This window comes from Variovorax sp. YR634 (genome assembly GCF_900106655.1).
In the GTDB taxonomy this organism is placed as follows: Bacteria; Pseudomonadota; Gammaproteobacteria; order Burkholderiales; family Burkholderiaceae_C; genus Variovorax.
On sequence record NZ_FNOL01000032.1, the window covers coordinates 44,410 to 65,221 of the forward strand.

Annotated in this window: 31 protein-coding genes; 10 read left to right on the top strand and 21 right to left on the bottom strand. The window is 61.7% G+C overall.

The window, feature by feature from the left end:
• Positions 1-7 precede the first annotated feature (7 nt).
• The 14 genes from rpsK to rplN all read right to left on the bottom strand — a co-directional run bounded on the left by rpsK (position 8) and on the right by rplN (position 6,456).
• Positions 8-412: a 30S ribosomal protein S11 gene (rpsK, locus tag BLV60_RS31625; RefSeq protein ID WP_009124825.1), complete on the bottom strand. Its 405-nt coding sequence runs from the start codon at positions 410-412 to the stop codon at positions 8-10.
• A 12-nt stretch (positions 413-424) separates the two neighbouring features.
• Entirely contained in the window at positions 425-790 is a 366-nt protein-coding gene (rpsM, locus tag BLV60_RS31630) for a 30S ribosomal protein S13 (protein WP_013544105.1), read from the bottom strand.
• A gap of 23 nt (positions 791-813) precedes the next feature.
• Complete coding sequence (gene rpmJ / locus BLV60_RS31635) at positions 814-927, bottom strand: 50S ribosomal protein L36 (RefSeq protein WP_013544106.1); 114 nt, start codon at positions 925-927, stop codon at positions 814-816.
• Between the two features lie 64 nt (positions 928-991).
• Complete coding sequence (secY, locus tag BLV60_RS31640; protein WP_093059387.1) at positions 992-2,305, bottom strand: preprotein translocase subunit SecY; 1,314 nt, start codon at positions 2,303-2,305, stop codon at positions 992-994.
• Positions 2,306-2,332: 27 nt separating this feature from the next.
• On the bottom strand, positions 2,333-2,764 hold the full coding sequence (gene rplO / locus BLV60_RS31645; RefSeq protein ID WP_093059389.1) for a 50S ribosomal protein L15: 432 nt from the start codon (positions 2,762-2,764) through the stop codon (positions 2,333-2,335).
• An 11-nt stretch (positions 2,765-2,775) separates the two neighbouring features.
• Positions 2,776-2,961: a 50S ribosomal protein L30 gene (gene rpmD, locus BLV60_RS31650; protein ID WP_009124818.1), complete on the bottom strand. Its 186-nt coding sequence runs from the start codon at positions 2,959-2,961 to the stop codon at positions 2,776-2,778.
• 24 nt (positions 2,962-2,985) lie between these two features.
• On the bottom strand, positions 2,986-3,504 hold the full coding sequence (gene rpsE, locus BLV60_RS31655) for a 30S ribosomal protein S5 (RefSeq protein WP_093059391.1): 519 nt from the start codon (positions 3,502-3,504) through the stop codon (positions 2,986-2,988).
• A gap of 18 nt (positions 3,505-3,522) precedes the next feature.
• Positions 3,523-3,888 (bottom strand): 50S ribosomal protein L18, encoded by a 366-nt coding sequence (rplR, locus tag BLV60_RS31660; RefSeq protein WP_042672913.1) that lies wholly within the window; start codon positions 3,886-3,888, stop codon positions 3,523-3,525.
• A gap of 14 nt (positions 3,889-3,902) precedes the next feature.
• On the bottom strand, positions 3,903-4,436 hold the full coding sequence (gene rplF, locus BLV60_RS31665; protein WP_093059393.1) for a 50S ribosomal protein L6: 534 nt from the start codon (positions 4,434-4,436) through the stop codon (positions 3,903-3,905).
• A gap of 24 nt (positions 4,437-4,460) precedes the next feature.
• On the bottom strand, positions 4,461-4,856 hold the full coding sequence (gene rpsH / locus BLV60_RS31670; protein WP_093059395.1) for a 30S ribosomal protein S8: 396 nt from the start codon (positions 4,854-4,856) through the stop codon (positions 4,461-4,463).
• A gap of 20 nt (positions 4,857-4,876) precedes the next feature.
• Complete coding sequence (rpsN, locus tag BLV60_RS31675) at positions 4,877-5,182, bottom strand: 30S ribosomal protein S14 (protein ID WP_042577476.1); 306 nt, start codon at positions 5,180-5,182, stop codon at positions 4,877-4,879.
• An 8-nt stretch (positions 5,183-5,190) separates the two neighbouring features.
• Positions 5,191-5,730, bottom strand: coding sequence for a 50S ribosomal protein L5 (gene rplE / locus BLV60_RS31680; protein WP_013544114.1), 540 nt, complete (start codon positions 5,728-5,730; stop codon positions 5,191-5,193).
• Between the two features lie 11 nt (positions 5,731-5,741).
• A complete protein-coding gene (rplX, locus tag BLV60_RS31685) occupies positions 5,742-6,074 on the bottom strand; it encodes a 50S ribosomal protein L24 (RefSeq protein ID WP_093059397.1) in 333 nt (110 codons plus the stop codon).
• Between the two features lie 13 nt (positions 6,075-6,087).
• On the bottom strand, positions 6,088-6,456 hold the full coding sequence (rplN, locus tag BLV60_RS31690; protein ID WP_009124801.1) for a 50S ribosomal protein L14: 369 nt from the start codon (positions 6,454-6,456) through the stop codon (positions 6,088-6,090).
• A gap of 251 nt (positions 6,457-6,707) precedes the next feature.
• Here rplN and BLV60_RS31695 point away from each other — a divergent pair, with 251 nt between their 5' ends.
• Complete coding sequence (locus tag BLV60_RS31695) at positions 6,708-7,844, top strand: esterase-like activity of phytase family protein (RefSeq protein WP_256329662.1); 1,137 nt, start codon at positions 6,708-6,710, stop codon at positions 7,842-7,844.
• Positions 7,841-8,698, top strand: coding sequence for a pyrroline-5-carboxylate reductase (gene proC / locus BLV60_RS31700; protein WP_093059399.1), 858 nt, complete (start codon positions 7,841-7,843; stop codon positions 8,696-8,698). The genes BLV60_RS31695 and proC overlap by 4 nt, the downstream gene beginning before the upstream one ends.
• Positions 8,699-8,700: 2 nt before the next feature.
• On the opposite strand, the gene BLV60_RS31705 is transcribed toward proC, so the two are convergent.
• The 5 genes from BLV60_RS31705 to BLV60_RS31725 all read right to left on the bottom strand — a co-directional run bounded on the left by BLV60_RS31705 (position 8,701) and on the right by BLV60_RS31725 (position 12,317).
• Positions 8,701-9,171 (bottom strand): MaoC/PaaZ C-terminal domain-containing protein, encoded by a 471-nt coding sequence (locus BLV60_RS31705; protein ID WP_093059402.1) that lies wholly within the window; start codon positions 9,169-9,171, stop codon positions 8,701-8,703.
• Between the two features lie 8 nt (positions 9,172-9,179).
• Positions 9,180-10,079, bottom strand: coding sequence for a 4-hydroxybenzoate octaprenyltransferase (gene ubiA, locus BLV60_RS31710; RefSeq protein ID WP_093059404.1), 900 nt, complete (start codon positions 10,077-10,079; stop codon positions 9,180-9,182).
• Positions 10,069-10,644: a Dps family protein gene (locus tag BLV60_RS31715; RefSeq protein ID WP_093059406.1), complete on the bottom strand. Its 576-nt coding sequence runs from the start codon at positions 10,642-10,644 to the stop codon at positions 10,069-10,071. Before BLV60_RS31715 ends, ubiA begins: the two co-directional genes overlap by 11 nt.
• A 93-nt stretch (positions 10,645-10,737) precedes the next feature.
• On the bottom strand, positions 10,738-11,703 hold the full coding sequence (locus BLV60_RS31720) for a LysR substrate-binding domain-containing protein (protein ID WP_093059408.1): 966 nt from the start codon (positions 11,701-11,703) through the stop codon (positions 10,738-10,740).
• A gap of 332 nt (positions 11,704-12,035) precedes the next feature.
• Complete coding sequence (locus tag BLV60_RS31725) at positions 12,036-12,317, bottom strand: helix-turn-helix domain-containing protein (RefSeq protein WP_093059434.1); 282 nt, start codon at positions 12,315-12,317, stop codon at positions 12,036-12,038.
• Positions 12,318-12,644: 327 nt separating this feature from the next.
• On the opposite strand from BLV60_RS31725, the gene BLV60_RS31730 reads away from it, so the two are divergent.
• The 6 genes from BLV60_RS31730 to BLV60_RS31755 are packed head-to-tail and all read left to right on the top strand — an operon-like array spanning position 12,645 to position 16,747.
• On the top strand, positions 12,645-13,088 hold the full coding sequence (locus BLV60_RS31730; RefSeq protein ID WP_256329663.1) for a hypothetical protein: 444 nt from the start codon (positions 12,645-12,647) through the stop codon (positions 13,086-13,088).
• A 29-nt stretch (positions 13,089-13,117) separates the two neighbouring features.
• Positions 13,118-13,948: a metallophosphoesterase gene (locus BLV60_RS31735; protein WP_093059410.1), complete on the top strand. Its 831-nt coding sequence runs from the start codon at positions 13,118-13,120 to the stop codon at positions 13,946-13,948.
• Positions 13,945-14,517 (top strand): HAD domain-containing protein, encoded by a 573-nt coding sequence (locus BLV60_RS31740; RefSeq protein ID WP_256329664.1) that lies wholly within the window; start codon positions 13,945-13,947, stop codon positions 14,515-14,517. The genes BLV60_RS31735 and BLV60_RS31740 overlap by 4 nt, the downstream gene beginning before the upstream one ends.
• Position 14,518: 1 nt before the next feature.
• Complete coding sequence (locus tag BLV60_RS31745) at positions 14,519-15,421, top strand: metallophosphoesterase (protein ID WP_256329665.1); 903 nt, start codon at positions 14,519-14,521, stop codon at positions 15,419-15,421.
• Between the two features lie 31 nt (positions 15,422-15,452).
• On the top strand, positions 15,453-15,905 hold the full coding sequence (locus tag BLV60_RS31750) for an HAD domain-containing protein (protein WP_093059442.1): 453 nt from the start codon (positions 15,453-15,455) through the stop codon (positions 15,903-15,905).
• The gene (locus tag BLV60_RS31755) at positions 15,902-16,747 is read left to right on the top strand and encodes a metallophosphoesterase (RefSeq protein WP_093059412.1); all 846 of its coding nucleotides are present in this window, start codon (positions 15,902-15,904) and stop codon (positions 16,745-16,747) included. Before BLV60_RS31750 ends, BLV60_RS31755 begins: the two co-directional genes overlap by 4 nt.
• Positions 16,748-16,913: 166 nt before the next feature.
• Here the strand turns inward: BLV60_RS31755 and BLV60_RS31760 are convergent, their stop codons facing one another.
• Entirely contained in the window at positions 16,914-17,498 is a 585-nt protein-coding gene (locus tag BLV60_RS31760; RefSeq protein ID WP_143042662.1) for a hypothetical protein, read from the bottom strand.
• 151 nt (positions 17,499-17,649) lie between these two features.
• A complete protein-coding gene (locus BLV60_RS31765; RefSeq protein WP_093059416.1) occupies positions 17,650-18,156 on the bottom strand; it encodes a hypothetical protein in 507 nt (168 codons plus the stop codon).
• A 367-nt stretch (positions 18,157-18,523) separates the two neighbouring features.
• On the opposite strand from BLV60_RS31765, the gene BLV60_RS31770 reads away from it, so the two are divergent.
• Together BLV60_RS31770 and BLV60_RS31775 are read left to right on the top strand one after the other, a co-directional pair.
• Positions 18,524-20,338, top strand: coding sequence for a hypothetical protein (locus BLV60_RS31770; protein WP_143042663.1), 1,815 nt, complete (start codon positions 18,524-18,526; stop codon positions 20,336-20,338).
• Positions 20,339-20,419: 81 nt separating this feature from the next.
• Positions 20,420-20,695, top strand: coding sequence for a hypothetical protein (locus BLV60_RS31775; RefSeq protein WP_093059420.1), 276 nt, complete (start codon positions 20,420-20,422; stop codon positions 20,693-20,695).
• Positions 20,696-20,812 lie beyond the last annotated feature (117 nt).

The window sequence follows — 20,812 nt, forward strand, 5'->3', positions numbered from 1 at the left end:
CTGCCGATCAGATGCGGCGACGCTTCTGGGGACGGCAGCCGTTGTGCGGAACGGGCGTCACGTCGGCAATGGAATTGATCCGGATGCCGAGCGCAGCCAGTGCGCGCACCGACGATTCGCGACCGGGGCCCGGGCCCTTGATCTCGACGTCGAGGTTCTTGATACCTTGTTCGACAGCAGCACGGCCGGCCACTTCGGAAGCCACCTGCGCAGCGAACGGCGTCGACTTGCGCGAGCCCTTGAAGCCCTGGCCACCCGACGAAGCCCACGACAGGGCGTTGCCCTGGCGATCGGTGATCGTGATGATGGTGTTGTTGAACGAAGCGTGCACGTGAGCGATACCGTCCGCGACGTTCTTGCGAACCTTCTTGCGAACGCGCTGTGCGGCGTTGTTTGCAGGTGCTTTAGCCATGCTGTTCTATCCTTATTTCTTCAGGGACTGCGCAGCCTTGCGCGGACCCTTGCGGGTGCGGGCGTTGGTGCGCGTGCGCTGGCCGCGCATCGGCAGGCCGCGACGGTGACGGAAGCCGCGATAGCAGCCGATGTCCATCAAACGCTTGATGTTCATCGTCGTCTCGCGACGCAGATCGCCTTCGATGGTGAACAGAGCGATCTGGTCGCGGATCTTTTCGAGATCGGCGTCGGTCAGATCCTTGATCTTCTTCGAATATTCGATGCCGCTCGCTTCGCAGATCTGACGGGCGCGAGTGCGACCGATGCCGAAGATGGCGGTCAGGCCGATTTCAGCGTGCTTGTGCGGCGGAATGTTGATGCCAGCAATACGTGCCATGTGCGTCCTCTAATACTCTTCAATCAACCCTGGCGCTGCTTGTGGCGCGGGTCGGTGCAAATCACACGCACCACACCTTTACGGCGGATGACCTTGCAATTACGGCAGATGGTTTTGACCGAAGCCGAAACTCTCATTTCATTCTCCTAAAACTGTTTAACGTGGCGGTCTACCGCCCGGACTCAATACTGAAACACAGCCCTACGATGTCTTGAAGTTCGCCTTCTTCAGCAGCGATTCGTACTGCTGGGACATCATGTAGTTTTGCACCTGGGCCATGAAGTCCATCGTGACGACCACGATGATCAGCAGGGAGGTACCACCGAAGTAGAACGGCACGTTGTACTTCAGGATCAGGAACTCGGGCAGCAGGCAGACGAAGGTGATGTACACCGCGCCAGCCAACGTCAGGCGAACCAGAATCTTGTCGATGTAGCGAGCGGTCTGGTCACCCGGGCGAATGCCAGGAATGAATGCACCACTCTTCTTCAGGTTGTCGGCCGTTTCCTTGCTGTTGAACACGAGTGCCGTGTAGAAGAAGCAGAAGAAAACGATCGCGGCAGCGTACAGCAGCACGTAGATCGGCTCGCCCGGACGCAGAGCGCCGGCAACATCCTTGATCCAGCGGAAGCCGCCTTCACCGGTGCTGAACCAGCCAACCACCGTTGCGGGCAGCAGGATGATCGACGAAGCGAAGATCGGCGGGATCACACCGGCCATGTTCAGCTTCAAGGGCAGGTGCGACGACTGGCCGCCATAGACCTTGTTACCGACCTGGCGCCGCGCATAGTTCACGAGGATCTTGCGCTGACCGCGTTCGACGAACACCACGAAGTAGGTGACCAGCACCACCACCGCGACGATGAAGAGCGCGACGATGACATTCATGGCACCGGTACGCACCAGCTCCAGCAGGCCGCCGATGGCGTTGGGCAGACCGGCCGCGATACCTGCAAAGATCAGGATCGAGATGCCGTTGCCCAGGCCGCGTTCGGTGATCTGCTCACCGAGCCACATCAGGAACATCGAACCTGCCGTCAGGCTCACCATGGCGGTCAGGCGGAAGCCGAAACCAGGCGAGATGACCAGACCGGCCGACGACTCGAGAGCCACCGCGATGCTGAACGACTGGAACAGAGCCAGGCCAAGCGCACCGTAGCGCGTGTACTGCGTGATCTTGCGGCGGCCGGCCTCGCCTTCCTTCTTCAATTGCTCGAAGGTCGGAAGCACGTAGGTCATCAGCTGCATGATGATCGACGCCGAGATGTACGGCATGATCCCCAACGCGAACACGGTGAAGCGCGACAGCGCCCCGCCCGAGAACATGTTGAACAGGCTCAGAATGCCGCCCTGCTGGCCCTGGAACAGCGCCGCCAGCTGGTCCGGGTTGATACCCGGCACAGGAATGTGCGCGCCAATCCGGTAGACCACGAGCGCGAGCAGCAAAAAGACGAGCCGACGGCGGAGGTCGCCGAACTTGCCTGTTTTTGCGATCGTTGCCGCGTTAGTTGCCACGAAGAACTTCTTTCAGTCCGATGGTGATCAGGCGATGCTGCCGCCGGCCGCTTCGATCGCAGCCTTGGCGCCAGCCGTTGCGCCCACGCCCGTCAGCTTGACGGCCTTGGTGAGCTCACCGGTCTTGACGATCTTGACGACCTTGGCGAGCTGGCCAACGAGGCCGGCTTGCTTCAGCGCCAGGACGTCCACTTCGGCCAGGCCGAGCTGCTCGAGGGCAGTCAGCGTGACTTCGGCGTTGAACTTCAGCAGATGCGACTTGAAGCCACGCTTCGGCAGGCGACGCTGCAGCGGCATTTGACCGCCTTCGAAGCCGACCTTGTGGAAACCGCCTGCGCGCGACTTCTGGCCCTTGTGACCGCGACCTGCGGTCTTGCCGATGCCGGAGCCGATACCGCGGCCGACGCGGCGCTTGGCGTGCTTGGCGCCATCCGCCGGCTTGATGCCATTGAGTTCCATATCAGTCTCTCTTACAGAACTTTGACCAGATAACTGATCTTGTTGATCATGCCGCGCACCGCAGGGGTGTCTTGCAGCTCGCTCACGCTGTTGAGCTTGCGCAGGCCGAGGCCACGCACGGTCGCGCGATGCGATTCCTTGGTACCGATCGGGCTCTTGACCAATTGGACCTTGAGGGTTTGTTGTTGCGTCGTCATTTGAATGCTTCTTTCGGCTTGCGCTTAAGCGAAGATTTCTTCGACGGTGAGGCCGCGCTTGGCAGCCACCTGGCCCGCCGTCGTCGAGTTCTTCAACCCGTCGAGCGTGGCGCGAACCATGTTGTAGGGGTTCGACGAACCATGGCTCTTGGCCACGATGTCGGTGATGCCCATCACTTCGAACACGGCGCGCATCGGGCCGCCGGCGATGATGCCGGTACCCTTGGGAGCCGGATACATCACGACCGTCGCAGCGCCATGGTGGCCTTGCACCTGGTGGTGCAGCGTGCCGTTCTTGATCGAAACCTTCAGCAGGTTGCGACGCGCTTCTTCCATGGCCTTCTGCACTGCAGCGGGCACTTCCTTCGACTTGCCCTTGCCCATGCCGACGCGACCATCGCCATCACCGACCACGGTGAGTGCTGCGAAACCGAGGATACGACCACCCTTCACCACCTTGGTGACACGGTTGATCGCGATCATCTTCTCGCGCAAACCGTCCTCGGGGCCTTCGTTCTGCGTTCTTGCCTGAATCTTTGCCATTTTGAATCTCGTGTCCGGTTAGAACTGCAGGCCGGCTTCGCGGGCGGCCTCGGCCAGCGCCTTGACGCGGCCGTGGTATGCGAAACCTGCGCGATCGAAGGCGACCTTCTCGACGCCGGCAGCCTTCGCCTTTTCAGCGATGCGCTTGCCGACGGCGGTGGCTGCAGCGGCGTTGCCGCCCTTGCCCGAACCGCCGAGCGAGGTACGCACTTCGGCTTCTGCCGTCGATGCGGTTGCAATCACCTTGGTGCCGTCGTCGGAGATGACGGTCGCGTAGATGTGCAGGTTGGTGCGGTTCACCGTCAGACGGGCCACGCCCTGCGTCGCGATGCGAATGCGGGTCTGGCGCGAGCGGCGAAGACGCTGTGCTTTTTTGGTCAACATCATTTTGCTGCCCCTTACTTCTTCTTGGTCTCTTTGATCACGATCTTCTCGTCCGCATAGCGGATGCCCTTGCCCTTGTAGGGCTCTGGCGGACGAACAGCGCGGATCTCAGCGGCGATTTGACCAACGCGCTGACGGTCAGCACCCTTGATCACGATTTCGGTCGGGGTCGCGGTGGCCACCGTGATGCCTTGCGGCATGTCGATGTTGACCGGGTGCGAGTAACCGACTTGCAGGTTCAGCTTGTTGTTGGACGCTGCAGCCTTGTAGCCGACGCCGATCAGGCTGAGCTTCTTCTCGAAGCCCTTCGTGACGCCGACGACCATGTTGTTCACCAGCTGGCGAATCGTGCCGCTCATCGCGTTCGCTTCACGCGACTCGTTTGCAGGCTCGAAGCTCAGCTTGCCGTCATTGCTGACGATTTTCACCAGTGCATTGCGCGACAGGCTGAGCGTGCCGCCCGTGCCCTTGACGCTGATCTGGTCTTCCTTGATCGACACATCCACGCCTGCGGGGATGGTGATCGGCATTTTTCCTACTCGGGACATTTCAGTAACTCCTCGATGTCTCGGTTAGGCGACGTAGCACAGAACTTCGCCGCCGACACCGGTGGCGCGAGCCTTGCGGTCGGTCATCACGCCCTTGGGGGTCGTGACGATCGCAACGCCGAGACCGTTCTGAACCTGCGGAATGGAAGCACTGGCCTTGTAGACGCGCAGGCCAGGGCGGCTCACGCGCTCGATGCGCTCGATGACCGGACGGCCAGCGTAGTACTTCAGCGAAATTTCAAGCTCGCTCTTGCCGGCTTCGGTCTTGACCTGGAAGCCGTCGATGTAGCCCTCGTCCTTCAGGACTTGTGCGATCGCGATCTTCACCTTGGAAGACGGGACCGACACGGTGGGCTTCGCCACCATCTGCGCGTTACGGATACGCGTCAGCAGGTCGGCAATGGGATCACTCATGCTCATGTTGTTTGCTCCTGCCTGGCTTACCAGCTGGCCTTGGTGACACCGGGGATGTCGCCATTGAAAGCCAGTTCGCGGATCTTGGCGCGGGCCAGACCGAATTGACGGAAGGTGCCACGCGGGCGACCGGTGATTTCGCAACGGTTGCGCTGACGCGTGGGGTTCGCGTTGCGCGGGAGCTTTTGCAGGCCCAGGCGGGCTGCAGCGCGCTCTTCGTCGCTCTTCTTCACGTCGTTGGAGATTGCCTTCAGTTCCGCGTGCTTCGCAGCGAACTTGGCAACCAGCTTGTCGCGCTTGAGTTCGCGCTGGATCAAAGATGCTTTAGCCACAGATCACCTCAGTTCTTGAACGGGAAACGGAAACCAGCGAGAAGCGCCTTGGCTTCTTCGTCGGTCTTGGCCGTCGTCGTGATGCTGATATTGAGACCGCGCAGGGCATCGACCTTGTCGTACTCGATCTCGGGGAAAATGATCTGTTCCTTGACGCCGATGTTGTAGTTGCCACGGCCGTCGAACGCACGGCCGGAGATGCCGCGGAAGTCGCGAACACGCGGCAGCGCGATGGTCACGAAACGGTCCAGGAACTCATACATCTGCACGCCACGCAGCGTGACCATGCAGCCGATCGGCTGGTTTTCGCGGATCTTGAAACCGGCGATAGCCTTCTTCGACTTGGTAACCACGGGCTTCTGGCCAGCGATCTTGGTCAGGTCGGCGACAGCGTTGTCGAGAACCTTCTTGTCGGCGACTGCTTCACCCACGCCCATGTTCAGGGTGATCTTGGTGAGGCGCGGAACCTGCATCGGCGACTTGTAGCCGAACTTTTCCGTCAGGTCTTTCGCGATCTTTTCGCGATAGTGTTGTTGGAGACGTGCCATGTGAGTACCTCTTAGGCGATCTTGATTTCGTCGCCGCTGGACTTGAAGACGCGAACAGCCACGCGCTTGCCGTCAGCACCCTGGGTGATCTTGATGCCCACGCGATCGGCCTTGCCGGTCGCGGCATTGAAGATCGCCACGTTGGATTGGTGAATGGGCATGGACTTTTCGACGATGCCACCGGTCGTACCCTTGAGCGGGTTCGGCTTGGTGTGCTTCTTGACGACGTTGATGCCTTCGACGAGCACGTGCGAATCGTCCTTGCGGAGCGACACGGTGCCGCGCTTGCCCTTGTCACGACCGGCCAACACGATGACCTGGTCGCCTTTGCGAATCTTGTTCATGGCGTTGTTGTCCTTACAGAACTTCAGGTGCCAGCGACACGATCTTCATGAACTTCTCGGTGCGCAGTTCGCGCGTGACCGGTCCGAAGATGCGGGTGCCGATAGGCTCCAGCTTGGCGTTGAGCAACACTGCTGCGTTGCCGTCGAACTTGACGAGCGAGCCGTCAGCGCGACGGATGCCCTTGGCGGTGCGGACCACCACTGCGCTGTAGATCTCGCCCTTCTTGACGCGACCACGCGGAGCGGCTTCCTTGATGCTGACCTTGATGACGTCGCCCACGCTGGCATAACGCCGCTTGGAGCCACCGAGCACCTTGATACACAGGACGGATTTCGCGCCTGTGTTGTCGGCCACTTCGAGCCGGGATTCAGTTTGGATCATTTCTTGATATTCCCAACTTGTACCGATGTGCATCCAGGAGGGAGGCACCGCGGTCAGTCTTGGGCCCGTCGTCCATGCCTCGAACCACTCGAGACACTTCCGCTTTGGGCTGAAAGCTTCGCCTTTTAGAAGCGAAGCCCGCGATTGTTGCACGCACTAACGCCGATGTCAACAACCCCATTACACCATCTCGCGCTGCCACTAGACTCCGGGGCGTGCACCAGCCCCTGAAATCCTCCCTTTCGCCCCCATTGCTCCAGCGTCGTCACCTGCTGGCGGGCGGGGCCAGCCTGGTGGCGCTGGGCCTGGCTGGCTGCAAGAGCGCGACTCCGAATCCGGACCCTGGCCGGCTGCGCCGCATTGGCGAGGCGCGCTGGCCGCACCGCCTTCATATAGAAGGCACCGTGGCCGGCGGCCTCTCCGGCATCGACTATGACCCGATCCGAGGTGAGTACCTGCTCATCAGCGATGACCGGTCAGACCATGCACCCGTGCGCTACTACATCGCCCGCTGGCCCCACCCACAGGCCGCGCAACAGCCCGAACCGACGGGCGTTGTGCAGCTGCAACGCCCCGGCGGCGGACCCTGGCCGGATCGTCGCCACGCGGTCGACGGGCTTCCCGTGCCCGACCCCGAAGCCCTGCGGCTGCGCCCGGCGACCAACACCCTGCTCTGGACCAGCGAGGGCGATATCGCCCGTGGTTTCGGCCCCGCGCTGTACGAATCGGCCCGGGACGGCCGCTTCCTGCGCGAATTCCCGATGCCGGCGATGTTCCGGCCCGACCCGGCCCTGCGCCGCGGCCCGCGCGACAACCTGACCTTCGAAGGCGTCGCCCTCACGCCCGACAGCCGCTTCGCTTGGCTGGCAATGGAAAACGCCCTGATCCAGGACGGCCCCAAGCCCACCACCAGCGCGCCCGGCGGCCCCTGCCGCTTGACCCGGATCGACCTGGAAACCGGCCAGGCCGACCGCCAGATCGCCTACATTCCCGACGCCATCCCGCTGCGCCCGCTGATTCCCGGCAGCTACGCCGACAACGGCGTGAGCGAGATCCTGATGCTCGACGCCGACCGCATGCTGGTGCTGGAGCGCGCCTACGCCACCGGCGCCGGCAATTCGCTGCGCCTCTACGAAATCGACACCCGCGCTGCCAGCGACGTGCTCGCGGTCGACACGCTGGCACCGGGCAACCACCGGCCGGCGGCCAAAACGCTGGTGGCCGACTTCGCCGCGCTCGGCCTGTCCCGCCTCGACAACACCGAAGGCATGTGCTGGGGGCCACCGCTGCCCAACGGCAAGCGCATGCTGGTGGTCGTGAGCGACGACAATTTCAATCCGCTTCAAATCACCCAGTTCGCAGCCTTCGAATACGCCGACCGACCATGACCATCGCCGTGACCTTCCTGCCCCGCACCGGCCCCGCGCCGCTGCCCCCCGTCGCCTTCATCGGAGGCGGCAACATGGCCAGCGCCATCATTGGCGGGCTGATCCAGCAAGGCACCCCGGCGGATGCGTTCGAGGTGGTCGAGCCCTTCGAGGAGGCCCGCACGAAGCTGGCCCAGTCCTTCGGCATCGTCGCGAAGGCCGAGGCGGGCGAGGCCCTGTCGCGCTGCGGCGTGGTGGTGTGGGCGGTCAAACCCCAGACGTTTGCCGAAGCCGCCCGCGCGGTGCGCGACTTTGCCCAAGACGCCCTGCACCTGAGCGTGGCCGCGGGCATTCCGTCCGGCAGCATCGCCCGCTGGCTGGGCACGGAGCGCGTGGTGCGCGCCATGCCCAACACGCCCGCGCTGGTGGGCAAGGGCATGACAGGCCTGTTCGCCCGGCCAGGCGTCGAGAGCACCGACCGCTCGACGGTCGCGAAGTTGCTGGCGCCCACCGGCGAGCTGATCTGGGTCGACGCCGAACCGGCGCTCGACGCCGTGACCGCCATGTCCGGCTCGGGCCCGGCGTACGTGTTCTATTTCATCGAGGCGATGACCGAGGCCGGCGTCGAGATGGGCCTCACGCCCGACCAAGCCCAGCGGCTGGCCATCGGCACCTTTACCGGCGCCTCGGCGCTGGCGCACAGCGCGACCGAGCCTCCCTCGGTGCTGCGCGAGCGTGTGACCTCCAAGGGCGGCACGACCTACGCGGCCATCACCTCGCTTCAGCAGGCCGACGTGAAGGCACAGTTCAAGACCGCGATCCGCGCGGCACAGAAGCGCGCCGCCGAACTGGGCGAGGAATTCGGCCGCGACTGATTTCAGGCCTCGGGCAGCGCGCGCGGCCCGAGGAAGAACAGCCATTCGGCGGCCAGCGTGACGGTGCCGTCCTCCAGCTCGAGCCAGACTTCTTCCTTCAGCAGAAAGCCGTCGCCGGGCTTGGGCGTCACTTCCGCGATGCGCACCCGTGCCCTGAAGCGCGCGCCCACCGGCATCGGCCGCACGAAGCGCAGGCGGTCGAAGCCGTAGTTGAGCGCATGGTTCGAATCGAAGGGCAGCAGCGTGCGCATGGCTTCGCCGGTCAGCCGGATGAGGTGCGAGACCTGGAAGAAGCCCTGCACGATGGTGCCGCCGTAGTCCGCCTCACGCGCCGCACGCTCGGGGTCGAGGTGAATCCACTCGCCTTCGCCGTCGCCCGACAGCTCCGAATAGCGATCGACCATTTCCTGCGTGATGCGGTGCCATTCAGAGAAGCCCTCCTGGCCGATCTTCTGCTTCAGTCGCTCCAGCATGCGCGCTCTCAGCGAACGGCGTAGCCGGCCACGACGCCGGCAAACACCGTGAAGCCCAGCCAGTGGTTCAGGCGAAAGGCCTTGAAGCAGCCTTCGCGTGTGCGGTCGCGAATCAGCCGCCAGTGCCACAGCGCCTGCGCCACGGCCACGGCAATGCCCACGTAGAACAACACGCCCAGCGAACGGCTCGCGCCGGCCCAGGTCCAGACCGCAAGGAAGATCGCGTAGCTCGCCATCACTGCCGCCACGTCGAAGCGGCCGAAGGTGATGGCCGAGGTCTTCATGCCGATCTTGAGATCGTCGTCGCGGTCGACCATCGCGTACTCGGTGTCGTAGGCCAGCACCCAGAACAGGTTGCCCGCGAGCAGCCATGCGGCAAAGACCGGCACGGTCGACTGCACCGCGGCAAAGGCCATCGGAATGCCGAAGCTGAAGGCGATGCCCAGCACCGCCTGCGGCACCGAGACAAAGCGCTTCGCAAACGGATAGATCAGCGTGATGGCCAGCGCCGCGAACGACCACAGCACTGTCGTGCGGTTGGTCGTGAGCACCAGGCCGAAGGCCGCCAACGCCAGCACCATGCCCAGCCCAAGCGCTTCCTTGACCGACATCGCGCCGCTGGTAACGGGCCGCTGCGCCGTGCGCTTCACATGGCGGTCGAAGTCGCGGTCGGCCACGTCGTTGACGCAGCAGCCCGCGCTGCGCATGAGGAAGGTGCCGAGCGTGAACACGACCAGCAGGTGCCAGCCGGGCCAGCCGCTCGCCGCGAACCAGAGCGCGCCGAGAGTGGGCCACAGCAGCAGCAGCCAACCCGCCGGGCGGTTCCAGCGGATCAGGTCGAGGTACAACGCAAAACGCCCGCGGGGAGGCGCGGGCGCAGTGACGGGGGGAGCGGACTCAGTCTTCAAGGAGCGAACGCAGCATCCAGGCCGTTTGATCGTGCACCGTGCAGCGCGCGGTCAGCATGTCGGCCGTCGGGTCGTCGCCGGCTTCTTCGGCGACAGGAATGAATTCGCGCGCAATGCGCGACACGGTTTCGTGGCCCTTCACCAGGATGCGCACCATCTCCATCGCCTTGGGCGGGGTCTGCGGCACGTCGGGCACGGTGGCGATCTTGCTGAACTCGGCATACGAACCCGGCGCGTAGTGGCCCAGGGCGCGAATGCGCTCGGCAAGCACGTCGGTTGCGCCCCAAAGCTCGGTGTACTGGCCCATGAACATCGCATGCAGCGAATTGAAGTGCGGGCCCGTCACGTTCCAGTGGAAGTTGTGCGTGGTGAGGTAGAGCGTGTAGGTGTCGGCCAGCACGCGGCTCAGGCCTTCGGCGATGGCGGCGCGGTCCTGGCGCTCGATGCCGATGTTGATGATCGGCGCATTGCGGCTGCCCGACTCCTGCGCAACCACCGCACCGCCCTTCTTGGGCACCTTGCCGGCGGAGGAGGCGGACGATGATTTTTTCGAGTCTTTGGCCATGGCGGGAGGTCTTTCTTCAATTTGGAGGGGAGAACACCTGAATTCTGAAAGCCGGCACGCGGCTTCGCAACAGCGTGACTCTATCCCAGCGATCTACGACAGGCGCTTGACGCCCGGCAGCTCGCACGCATAGATCGCGTTGCGCAGCGCCGCGATCGCCTCGTAGCGCGTGAAGGTGCGCCGCCATGCGAGCACCACGCGGCGCGTGGGCGGGTCGCGGTCGTGCGCATCGCGCACCGGCAGATAGCGCACCATCTGCTCGGGCTCCTTGCGGCCCTTGACCTTGGGCTTGATCGCCTCGGCCGGCACCGACAGGCGCGGCACGAGCGTCACGCCCATGCCCGAGGCCACCATGTGCTTGATGGTTTCGAGCGAAGAGCCTTCGAAGCTCTTGCGGATGCCTTCGGCATTGCTGGAGAAGCGCGCGAACTCCGGGCACACCTCCAGCACGTGGTCGCGGAAGCAGTGACCGGTGCCCAGCAGCAGCATGGTTTCGCTCTGCAGCTCTTCGGAGGTGATCGATTCGCGGTCGGCAAACTTGTGCTTGTTGGGCAGCGCCGCCATGAAGGGCTCGTCGTACAGCGGCGCCATCGCGAGGCCGGTGTCGGGAAAGGGCTCGGCCATGATGGCGCAGTCGATCTCGCCGGCGCGCAGCATCTCGAGCAGCTTGGCAGTGAAGTTCTCCTGCAGCACCAGCGGCATCTGCGGCGTGCGCGCGATCACCTGGCGCACGAGGTCGGGCAGCAGGTACGGCCCGATGGTGTAGATCACGCCCAGGTTCAGCGGACCTGCCAGCGGGTCCTTGCCGCGCTTGGCGATTTCCTTGATGCTGGCCGCCTGGTCGAGCACGCTCTGCGCCTGCTGCACGATCTGCTCGCCCAGCGGCGTGACGGTCACTTCGCCGGCGCTGCGCTCGAAGAGCTTGACTTCGAGCTCGTCCTCGAGCTTCTTGATCGCGACCGAGAGGGTCGGCTGTGAAACGTAGCAGGCCTCGGCCGCCTTGCCGAAGTGCCGTTCGCGGGCTACTGCGACGATGTATTTGAGTTCGGTGAGAGTCATAGCTTGCGTCAATTATGCGCAAGGGTGTGTGACCCGGCAGGCCTGGGGTCTTAGAGGCTCCCAACAGAGTGTTAAATTTCCCAACAGAGTGTCAAAAATCGAGAAGGGACGCGAAAGCTCTGAATAACAGAGTGTCAAAAATTTCTGCGGAAAACTCAGCGCAAACGCCAAGAGTAGACACTCACAATGAAGTGGAAATCGCACGCATTTGCCAGCGAAGCCGACACTCGAGACCGCACATGAAATCACGTCATCCCGCTCCATTCGAGCGGTATTTTGGGCCCTAACGTGGAGCACCCGCCCCCTGCCTCGAATGAGCGTGGTCAACCGCATTAGTGATTGCGCCTGGGAACTTGTGCCGCCACAGACGCAGCCTCAAGCCTTGCCTCAAATTCGGCGACGAAAAGTCCCATATCGATACCGACTGCGGCGGCCCAGTGCCTAAGTTCGACAAAGTCGATGCGCCGCGCGCCCCGCTCGACTTTGCTGAGGTCACTTTGGGTCATGCCAAGTTTCTTGGCCAGTTCCACCTGGGTCATTTCCCTCGCTTGCCTGAACTCTCGTAGGAGAGTCGTCACCAGCTTGCTTTGCCGGCTGTAAATAGTCTTCTGCATGAGCCACGTCCTTGTGGCCCGCACCCTGAAGTTCATTTTGGAATAGTGGAAATTCTACTATTCTTCAGGTCTGACACTGAAGCGATTCGACTCATCGCTGCCTCCAGCGAAGTCCGCGTCGTTTTGCGGCTAGACAGGACGATGAATGAAAGCAGAACCTACACAGCCTCCAGTTAGTTACCGGGTCGCAGATCTTGGCGATTTGGCTCTGGCGGACCATCCATCAAGTTCTCGGCGAGATGGGCTGCGCTTTGCACCACGACAGGGCATCGTCGGCTCGCCATTGAGAGACGACGCTCGCTCACGGTGGTCTCAGGAGACTCACTCGTGACACTCCCGCTCCTGGCAATGCTCGCAATCGCGCTGGTTCTCTTCTACTGGGCCTGGATCGCATCGCCTCGCTCGATCCAGTCCGGCCGCGAACAGTTGCTCCGAGCACAAGGTCAAGCATCCGGCGCGACCTTCTTCCCGGTCGATCCCCGGCGCATGCTGGGCGGTTGGGATGGAACCAGCATCCTGTTCGACCCGGACGTCCGCAAGGCTTGCATCGTCTTTCATGGGAAGACTGCCCTGACGGTCGACTTCGACTACTTCCGGACCTGGCAGCTCTTGTGGACTGAGGATTTCAGACAACCGGCGTTGTGGCGCTTTCAGCACGTGCACTTCCTCTTCGAGACCGGTGACTTCGATCGCCCGACGATCCGCGTCGCCGTGTCCTCGATATCCGATGGCGAGGCGTGGAACGCCAAGCTCTCGATCCTGATGTCCTGAGTTGGCACCGAAGAGAAAGACATCTCGATGTGAAGCTGCTCATCCTTTCGGACCTGCATGCGGAGTTCGAGACCTTCGAGATTGCGAAGGATCTGGACTACGACCTAGCCGTGCTGGCGGGCGACATCATGGCACCTGGCCGCGCTGCGCCAAGCTGGCTACGCCATCCTGCTCGCTTCAGTGACAAGCCGATCGTGCTGATCGCCGGCAACCATGAATACTACGGATTCGTCCTGAACCAGGAACAGGCCGAAATGCGACGCCAAGCTGATGAGCACGGCATTCACTTCCTCGATTGCGATGAAATCGTGATCGCTGGCGTGCGCTTCCTCGGCTGCACGCTGTGGACGGACTTCCGCTTGCGAATCAGCAACCCGGGGTTTGCGGGGCAGTCAATGCGTCTTCTGTCAGATCGCTATCGCTCGATGACCGCGAGCTCGCGCTTCCTGGCCGACTACTCGGCCATCCGCATCGACGATCCGTCGACCTCCAACTCCCGGGGCACGCGACGTCTGGTGCCGATGGACACCTTGCAGATCCATCGGCGGCACCGCTCCTGGCTACGCAAGAAGCTTGATGAGCCGTTCGACGGGCGCACGGTGGTGGTCACCCACCATGCGCCGCACCGCAAGTCCTTGGCACCAAGGTTCGCCGAGGACTGGGCCTCGGGCGGCTTCGTCAACGAGATGTTGCCCGAGTTCTTCGAGGTCCCCTCACTTTGGTTGCACGGACACACGCACGACAGCTTCGACTACCGGGTCGGCGCCTGCCGGGTGGTGTGCAATCCACGCGGCTACCTGAACTGGCACGGGGAGTACGAGAACAAGCATTTCAATCCTCGGTTGGTGGTGGACCTATGAGAGACAGCACCGTTTCTGCCGGGAGCGAGATCTCGATGATGAAAGCGATGCCGATGCACGACGCCCCCGATCGCACCGGCGACGCCAGAGGCCTGCTGTTCCTGGATATCGATGGCGTGCTTCATCCTGTCGGTGCGGACTACTCGTTCAGCAGCAAGTTCTTCAGCAACTTGCCGCTTCTGGAAGAGCTCCTTCGAGAGTTCAAGTCCGTCGACGTCGTTATCTCATCGGATTGGCGACGCGCCGAAAGCATCGAGCAGCTGCAGCGGTATTTCAGCGCCGACATCCGGCCTCGGATCATCGGAGCAACGCCGCAGATAGACCAGAAATTGAATGTCCACCACCGGCGCCAGTCGGAGATCCAGGCCTGGCTCGAGGGGAACGGCTACGGTGACACAGCGTGGGTGGCACTCGACGATTGGCCCGAAAGTTTTGAAGCGGGCTTCGAGCGGCTCGTGCTCACCGATCCCCAGCGGGCGTTCGATCGGGACAGTTTCCTGGAACTGCGCTCGCACTTCCTGCGGTTTGCGGCTGGCCGATGCTTCGTCGTCATTTCGACGCACACGTGAAATGAACCCTCTTGCACCAGAACTGATGTTCTTCGGCGACCCCCACGGCCACCTCGCCTCTGTGATCGCCGCAGTCGAACGCTTTCGGCCCGAGGCGATCGTGCTGCTGGGCGACATCCAGGCACGCCAGCCCCTGCACGTCGAACTGGGGCCGATCCTGGATCTCACAGAGGTCTGGTTCATCCATGGGAACCACGATACGGATTCCGATGCCGACTACGACAACCTATGGGGATCGGAATTGGCGGAGCGCAGCCTGCACGGGCGCGTCGTCGAGATTGCGGGGTACAAGGTCGCGGGCCTGGGGGGCATCTTCCGCAGCAAGATCTGGGATCCGCGGCGGCCGATCGAGGAGGCCTCCTTCGCTTCAGCGGATGCCCTGCGACGTGCGATGCGGCCTGAGGCTCGGTGGCGGGATGGCATGGCCCGCCGGCACCGGTCCAGCATTTTCCCCGAGGACTACCAGCGGCTGCTGCGGAGTCCGCCCGCTGACATCCTCGTAGCGCACGAGGCGCCGGCGGCCCACCCGCACGGCTGGAAGGCGATCGACGAACTCGCCGAAGCGCTCGGCGTCCAGTTGGTGGTTCACGGTCATCACCACCAGGACATCAATTACGTTGTTGAAGGCTTGATGACCGCGGCGGCACCGTTCCGCGCCTTCGGGGTCGACATGGGGTCTCACCTGGCGTGGCCACCCGGTGCCGCAGGAGGGGCTGAATCGGAAGGCGTGCCACAGGACTTGCTTGACCTCGCAGTCCAGGTGTTTGGCTCGGCGGCTAAGGCCTGGTTGAATAAGCCGCACCGCCTGCTCGACGGTCAAACACCAGCCGTTTTCGCAGCCGGAGGCGGTTTACAAAAAGTGAAAGAGATCCTCATCGCCATCCAGCATGGTGGTGTTGTATGAGGGACGATATGAATGGATTGAGAGGTCCAGCATGATCCTGTTCCTCGACTTCGACGGTGTGCTGCATCCGGAGGGGGAAGCTCACATCCTCAACGGCGGTGTCGACTTTTGCTTCCTGCCGCAGCTTGAAGCGCTGCTGCGTGAGTTCCCGCACGTGAACATCGTGATCAGTTCATCCTGGCGCGAGCAGCTTCTCTACAAGACTCTATTGAAGCCATTTTCCAGCGACATCAGGGCCCGGATTCTTGGGGCCACGCCGCATTCGGGCTTCGGTCTTCCTCCGCCGCACGGGAAGCGCGAAGGAGAAATCCTTGCCTGGATCCAGATCCACGATATGGTCGACGAACCGTGGGTCGCGCTTGACGACGCCTACTGGCAGTTCGACCGCTGCAAGGACCATCTAGTGGTGTGCGACTCTTTCGTCGGCTTCGACAACAAGGCGAATGCAGAGCTTCGTTCCCACTTCGAAAGAGCACTCCGATGAAAGTGCTGATTCTTTCCGATCTTCATCTCGAGTTCGCCCCCTTCGAGCCGGTGTCTGATCTCGAGTTCGATGCTGTCATCCTCGCCGGCGACATTCATTCGCCAGCGAAGCGCGCCGTCCAATGGGCGGCGAATCGCTTTCGTGGCAAGCCCGTGGCTTACCTGCTCGGAAACCACGAGTACTACGATGGGCGCCTCGACACGACACTGGCTGAAGCACGTCGCGAAGCCGAGGGAACCAATGTCCATCTGCTCGACGGTGACGAACTGGTGATCGATGGCGTGCGCTTCTTAGGTGCAACGCTATGGACCGATTTCGCACTCGCCATCGAGACACCCGAAGGTCTGATCAGCGACGTCGAGCGGGCCATGAAGATGGCAACCAATCTGCTCAACGACTACGCGCTGATCCGCACGGTCGATGAATCAGCAGAACCCGATACTTGGCGCGCCAAGCAGGGAAGAAAGCTCCAAGCGGCCGACACGCTGCAGATTCATCAGGCACAGCGCGCCTGGCTGCAAGGCAGGCTCGCTGCTCCGTTTGCCGGCCCCACGGTGGTGGTGACGCACCATGCGCCCCATCGCGGCTCGCTGGTGCAACGCTACGCCGATGACTGGTCCTCCGGCGCCTTCGTCACCGAGCTCCCGGAAACCTTCTTCGATGTTCCTGTACTCTGGATTCACGGCCACACACATCAGCCGCTTGACTATCGGGTCCGTTCTTGCCGCGTCGTGTGCAATCCGCGCGGCTATGTGAACTGGAGCGGCAGGATCGAGAACAAGGCGTTCGATCCCGGGCTGGTTATCGACGTACACCTTCTCGATGACGAATCATCAAACTGAAGCCAGTTACATCGATCCGAGTAAGAAATTGGGTCGTTCAGACGTCGGCACCGACGCACCCTCGCCAGAATCCCGGCTGTTGTGCTGAGCTTCCCCGCGCATGTCACTCCGGCGGCTCGCCGGGAGCCCGGTCTAGAGCTCATTGATAGATCTCTCGGCCAACTAGTTATCTGCCGCGCGGAACTCTTCCGATGCGCTCCAACTCGGTAGCGAACTGCTGCATATTTCTCATCTCCAATGCGTTTCGGATGGCCACCAACCTGGTTCCGTTGGCTTGCAAGAAGCCTTGACGCAGGACTGCTGGAGGGTCGCTTTGGGAGACGTGAAAAAGCCACAAGAATCCGCCAAAAGTTAAGTTGTAGGCCCGAACTCCAAAGCTGCGTGCCGGCCGCGGCTCTGCGATCACTTGCAAGGTTTCTGTCATTTCTCCGATCTTCAAGCCGAACAGTAGAACCCCATACCGGTCTGGGTGTCCGGGATCAGAGGTGTCGAGCCGCTTGCGAAGGATCTCCGAATGCACCGAGCCAAGCTGGCACCGCTCGAAGAACGGCAATGTCGACACGCCAGCGCGCCAGATGATAGATAGCTCGAACAGCTTCATCTTGGCGTAGTCCAGCCCGCGAACCTCAAGCATTGACCCCTCCTGCGAATACTCGATGGCCTTGCTAGGCGAAACGAAAATGTTTTTCGCGTAGCCCTCCCAGACGCTAAGCTTTTGCTCACAGTCATCGCACAGAAGCGGCTGCCTCATGCCTTTCTGCCTCAGTTCGTTCCGCCCCTCTGGTACGACTGAGAGTATCTCGAGCCGGTGCTTGTCATCGTATAGCGGGCTATAGATCCACTCAGGATAAATATGCGAGTTTCGAAGCTGCCTATCCTTGAGACAAAGCGCGCAAGGCATTTCAGTAGGCCGGTGGGTGCCGGTCCATCACGGCCATCAGAATGCAACAGGCGTGCTGAAAGTTCTCCCGCTGCCCCGCGATGCCGTATTGCATCTTGACCCCATGGAAGAGGTTGTTGCGCAGCCTGTGGCATATCAGCAGGAGCGCTTGGAGGACTTCAACTGGTCCAGTGTTCACACCACTCATTGCCACGCGAACCCGCTCGGCGTTCTGTTGGCTACCCTTTTCGAGGTGCAGCCCGTCGAAGTAGTGTGTGAACTCACCATTCGCGAAGTAGCGGTTCCGGAAATGCGCAAGCGCAGCATCGTAAGGATCCATGTCCAAGCGCCCGATCTTTTGAAGCGTCACGGGGACCTGCAACAGGACGGACGGCTTGGCCTCTGTGCCGCACACGGCCCCCTCGAAGGCGGCCCAGAGGAGCGAGAACTCGCCAATGGCAAGCCGTTCGTCCTCGTCCAGGTTCGCATAACCCGCGACTCTTTGGACGAGATACTGTGAAGGAGTCATCACTCATTCTCGCTGACCGACTGCTGTACGCATCTACCTCAAAGCACGCACTTTCCCTTGCGTTGAATGAACGCGCATCGCAAAGTGCGAAGTGTTGGCAAACAGAGGGGCTCTGCCGCACTGCCTCAAATGCGAGTCCCGCGCGAAGGTGCTGAAGGCGCTCACAGGCGTCTCTGTTGACACATACTTTCGGTTCCTGCTATTGTTCTTGCCAACGCATGTTGCCGCGTATCAGCGTGTGCATCGCCGAACCTAGGGTTCAGCGAAACGGTAAAGGCAGCGATATCTCTCATCACCCCGTGTTTCCCAACCGGAGCCGGGACAAGGCACACCGTCCATTTCGGCTTCATCGGTTTGGAGACATGCCGTGTCCCGTGAATTTTCCCTGCCTGCCCCTCGTTCCATCGAGGAACAAGTCCCTTTGCTCGTTGAGTTTCTGTCCGTGCGCTCGCACGAACTGACAGCTGAACAGGCCAAAATTGCCTGCGCCGGGCTGCCTGAAAATCCCAAGGTCGCCGCAAAAGAGTTGAAGCTGAGGCTGAAGCCCTTGGGCATCGACATCCAGCATACGCATGCCTTGAACGCAATCACTCGGATGCGGGGCACCCACATCCCCGCTCATCTTGCGCATGCCCTACGTTGGGATGTAGCGGCCTGGTTCAGCGACGCGCCGTCGGTCGGCGCGAAGCGCCGCCTGCACACGAAACTGAGCGAGGCGGCAGACGATGTGTGTGATCGAATTCGCGACCAATTTGAGGCTGGTGATAGGCCCTTGCTGCGCTTGCGGACTGACGCAACCCACATCGAACTCATCTCACTAGGCGACCCATCACCTCACTGGCATGTCCTCATGGTCGCCGTTGGTCCGGATGGTCAGCCAACCACCGTCCCTGTCGATGAGATCCCGCGTTTCGCCGAGCGCTTGCGACGCCTATTGGCAGGCCCCATCAGCGGTTGGCTCGACAGTTTCGTCGGCAACGCCTGGGAGAGCGATGTACTCGGTGCATGGGCCATTGCCCACGAGGATGAGAAATTGCCCGACCAGCCGATTACGGCTTACTTCGGCAAGCTGGGCCCGGTTTCGCAGTTCCAATGGGATAGTTTGAGCAAGCGGTATGCAGCATTTTGCGATCGGCTGGATATGCCCTATGACATGTGGCTCCAGTCGTGCCATGAGAGCTCCACGGCGCGCTTTGCTCCAGCGCCGTTCAGAGCCTCGCAGGCCGAGGCAGCTCGAGTAAAGCTGAACCTCTCTGTCACCGAGTTGGAAGCGAAGCTCGGATTCAAAGACCTTGACTGGAATGCAGCGGTGAAGAGCCAGACAATGCCCTCGTACCTATTCGCTCCGGTCGCACGCGTCTTGCAGCTTGAATCCCCCAATCTGCTTGTGGAGCATGTGCGTACGACGCCGCGCATCCCTCTTTCCAATGTTGACGATCTGGCAACCTGGCTTGCACGACTGGACGGCGAAGTCGTCCAGTATCCAGATTCACCGCCCGTAGATCCCGAGGTTGGAGCGAAGCTGGAAATGCTTCTGGCCACTCCATGGGCGAGGCGCTCAGGTTGGGCCAAGGTACCCCCGGTCGAACTCAAGCAGTTGGCGCAACAGGTGGCCGACGCGCAGTTGGTCATTTGTGCGTCGATGGAAGCGCGCTTTGTGCAGGACCTCCCGCTAGGACGATGGCGGTCCGGGATGCTCTCCGCCCTGTCGTTCGAGAGCGAGGCTGTTGTTCGCACTCAGGGCGGCGCCTTGAATGTCGAGCCCGATGTGGAGGGGGAGCCTATTTCGGCTGAATGGCTGGAGCGCTTCAACAAGCAGACATTCACCGGGGAGGACCTTATGGAACTCAGCAAGGAGGTCGAAGCTCGCCGAGAGCCGGATGGTGATGAGAACTTCGACATCGCACTGTTTGCAGCCGCTCGTCTGTTCAAAAAACCCCCAGGGAAAGCGCATGCCGCGACCGTGCGCATGCAAGCGGTCTCTCTCCTCGTCAAAGACTACTCGCTCGAACCCTGGGTCCTGGCTTCGTCGGAAGGTGGGGCTGTGATGTTGTCGCGGCCCATCTTCGAAGCGGCGGCGCGATGCCCCCTCGTCGATGTGAAAGGCGAAGCAGGCTTCGAATTCCGGCAGTTCACTCTCCTGTGTGCCGAGCACGCTGAGCGGAAGGAAGTGGCGTCCTGAGCAAGATGTCGCGTGAAATTGCTGTCTTCATCGCAGCATTGATTCTCGAGTCCCCGCAAAACAAGAGAAAGTGAGTTCGGTATGGAGAGCCAAACGCTCGCGGCTTGGGTTCAAGCCATTGGATCAATCGCCACGATCATCGGTGCCTACTTCCTCGGTGAGAGGCAAGGTTCGATTGCCCTTAGAAATTCCAGGCTGCTGGCCAAGGATGCCGAACAGATCAAACGGGATTCGATCTTGGAGATTGCGAGGATGGCGGTGGACCGTGCCACTGAGATCGGGGCACTCTTTGCAGACCAACCGATAGACACCGCCAGGATGGCGGCCAACTACCATCCTTCCATCCTGGAGTGTTAGCGCCAGTGCAATCGTGATCAGCAGGGGGGTGCGGACGAAAACTTGGACTACCAGGAGGTAGTTCGTGTATTCCTACGAAGATCGGATTCGAGCCGTTCAGCTCTACATCAAGCTTGG